The organism is Halomonas sp. AOP7-B1-5 (assembly GCF_052353045.1).
Lineage (GTDB): Bacteria > Pseudomonadota > Gammaproteobacteria > Pseudomonadales > Halomonadaceae > Vreelandella > Vreelandella colorata.
On sequence record NZ_JBQTDC010000139.1, the window covers coordinates 1 to 376 of the forward strand.

Consider the following 376-nt stretch of genomic DNA (forward strand, 5'->3'; position numbering starts at 1 on the left):
TGATGGATTCGTATGCTGCAAAGGAGTATATAAAATATTATGGTGAATCTAGTTACAATAAGCTGATTTGATATTTAAAGGAGTTAATTGTGGCTAAACTTGTTTTTTCATACTCTCATGCAGATGAAGAGTTAAGGAATGAATTAGAAAAACACTTGATGCCTTTAAAAAGGCTGGGTTTAATTGATACTTGGCATGATCGAAGGATTACAGCAGGAGCTGAATTGCATGGCGAGATAAATCATCACTTTGAAGATTGTAATATTATTCTATTATTGGTTAGTCCCGACTTTATTAATTCAGACTATTGCTACGATGTTGAAGTTAAACATGCTCTTGAACGGCATGCTAAAGGAGAGGCGCGCGTCATTCCTGT

General features: G+C 35.4%; 1 protein-coding gene. It reads left to right on the plus strand.

Features of this window, described 5'->3' with window-relative positions; genetic code table 11:
- Positions 1–89 precede the first annotated feature (89 nt).
- Positions 90–376: toll/interleukin-1 receptor domain-containing protein (locus tag ACT3XD_RS19760; protein WP_444280719.1), on the plus strand; the 287-nt coding region annotated here is incomplete at its 3' end.